The organism is Cellulomonas septica, assembly GCF_012396155.1.
Taxonomy (GTDB): domain Bacteria; phylum Actinomycetota; class Actinomycetes; order Actinomycetales; family Cellulomonadaceae; genus Cellulomonas; species Cellulomonas septica.
The window spans coordinates 1-2,384 of record NZ_JAAXOY010000562.1 but is presented as its reverse complement, the minus strand read 5'-3'; the positions used below and the strand labels follow the sequence as shown (position 1 = coordinate 2,384).

At 72.2% G+C, this 2,384-nt stretch carries 2 protein-coding genes; both read left to right on the top strand.

Translation table 11 applies throughout. The features are described from left to right. Positions 1-168: 168 nt before the first annotated feature. A complete protein-coding gene (gene typA, locus HGA02_RS16570) occupies positions 169-2,100 on the top strand; it encodes a translational GTPase TypA (RefSeq protein ID WP_168680227.1) in 1,932 nt (643 codons plus the stop codon). A 5-nt stretch (positions 2,101-2,105) separates the two neighbouring features. Continuing rightward, positions 2,106-2,384 (top strand): PIG-L family deacetylase (locus HGA02_RS16565; protein WP_343035549.1); only part of this gene is annotated, 279 nt, incomplete at its 3' end.

The following is a 2,384-nucleotide window of genomic DNA, read 5'->3' as shown; positions in this document are numbered from 1 at the left end:
CGGACGGCTGACGCCCGTGGCCGGATCGCGGCCGCAAGGCTGGCGACGCCCGGCGGGGCGACGGGCGGCGGGGTGACGGGCGCCACGGCGGACCCGGGGGTCGGGCGGGTAGAATCGTCCGGCGCCACGTCCCGGCGCGCTCCCCACCTGCGAAAGCCGAGTACACCCATGCCTGAGTCCACGACCGTCACCGGCGTGCGCGCCGACCTGCGCAACGTCGCGATCGTGGCCCACGTCGACCACGGGAAGACCACCCTCGTCGACGCGATGCTGTGGCAGTCCGGCGCCTTCGGCGAGCACGCCCACGTCGACGAGCGCGCGATGGACTCCGGCGACCTCGAGCGCGAGAAGGGCATCACGATCCTCGCGAAGAACACCGCGGTCCGGTACGCCGGTCCCGCGGCGGCCGCGGTGGGTCAGCCCGACGGCATCACGATCAACGTCATCGACACCCCCGGCCACGCCGACTTCGGCGGCGAGGTCGAGCGCGGCCTGTCGATGGTCGACGGCGTCGTCCTGCTCGTCGACGCGTCCGAGGGCCCGCTCCCGCAGACCCGCTTCGTGCTCCGCAAGGCGCTCGCCGCGAAGCTGCCCGTCATCCTCGTGGTCAACAAGGTCGACCGCCCCGACGCCCGCATCGAGGAGGTCGTCCACGAGGCGACCGACCTGCTGCTGGGCCTCGCGTCCGACCTCCACGAGGAGGTCCCGGACCTCGACCTCGACGCGATCCTCGACGTCCCCGTCGTGTACGCCGCCGCGAAGGCCGGCCGCGCGTCGCTGAACCAGCCCGCCGACGGGGGCCTGCCGGACTCGGAGAACCTCGAGCCGCTGTTCGCGACGATCCTCGAGAAGATCCCCGCCCCGACGTTCGACGAGGGCGCGCCGCTGCAGGCGCACGTCACGAACCTCGACGCCTCGCCGTTCCTCGGCCGCCTCGCGCTGCTCCGCATCTTCAACGGCACGCTGCGCAAGGGCCAGACCGTCGCGTGGGCGCGGTCGGACGGCTCGCTGCAGAACGTGCGCATCACCGAGCTCCTCGAGACCAAGGCCCTCGAGCGCGTCCCCACGGACTCCGCGGGTCCGGGCGACATCGTCGCGGTCGCGGGCATCGAGGACATCACGATCGGCGAGACGCTGACGGACCCGGACGACCCGCGCCCGCTGCCGCTCATCACGGTCGACGACCCGGCCATCTCGATGACCATCGGCATCAACACGAGCCCGCTCGCGGGCAAGGGCGGCAAGGGCCACAAGGTCACCGCGCGCCAGGTGAAGGACCGCCTCGACAAGGAGCTCATCGGCAACGTGTCGCTCCGCGTCGTCCCGACCGACCGCCCGGACGCGTGGGAGGTCCAGGGCCGTGGCGAGCTCGCGCTCGCGATCCTCGTCGAGCAGATGCGCCGCGAGGGCTTCGAGCTCACCGTCGGCAAGCCGCAGGTCGTCACGAAGAAGGTCGACGGCCAGGTGCACGAGCCCGTCGAGCGCATGACGATCGACGTCCCGGAGGAGTACCTCGGCGCGGTCACGCAGCTCCTCGCGCAGCGCAAGGGCCGCATGGAGACCATGTCGAACCACGGGACCGGCTGGGTCCGCATGGAGTTCCTGGTGCCCGCGCGCGGCCTCATCGGCTTCCGCACGCGGTTCCTCACCGACACCCGCGGCACCGGCATCGCGTCGTCCATCTCCGAGGGCTACGAGCCGTGGGCGGGCCCGATCGAGACCCGTCAGTCGGGCTCGCTCGTCGCCGACCGTGCGGGTGCCGTGACGCCGTTCGCCATGATCAACCTGCAGGAGCGCGGCTCGTTCTTCGTCGAGCCCACCGCCGAGGTCTACGAGGGCCAGATCGTCGGCGAGAACTCCCGCAACGAGGACATGGACGTCAACATCACCAAGGAGAAGAAGCTCACCAACATGCGCTCCTCCACGGCGGACAACTTCGAGAACCTCGTGCCGCCGCGCAAGCTCACGCTCGAGGAGTCGCTGGAGTTCGCGCGCGAGGACGAGTGCGTCGAGGTGACGCCGGAGATCGTGCGCATCCGCAAGGTGGTGCTCGACCAGACCGAGCGCGCCCGCATCACCGCGCGCAACAAGAAGTCCTGACGCCGGTGGCGCCGGTCGGCGGGCTCCTCGCGGTGCACGCGCACCCCGACGACGAGACCTTGTCGACCGGCGCCCTGCTCGCCACCTGGGCGCGCGCGGGGCTGCCCGTCATGGTCGTGACGTGCACGCGCGGTGAGCGCGGCGAGGTCATCGGCGACGCGCTCGCGCACCTCGAGGGCGACGAGCCCGCGCTCGCCGCGCACCGCGATACCGAGCTCGCCGCCGCGCTGTCGTCGCTCGGCGTCGCCGACCACGCGTTCCTCGACGCGACCGGGCCCGCGGGG

What these genes read in the sequence shown, in the direction of transcription:
- typA (WP_168680227.1), top strand. Translation starts at nt 169, where the DNA reads ATGCCTGAGTCCACGACCGTCACCGGCGTGCGCGCCGACCTGCGCAAC.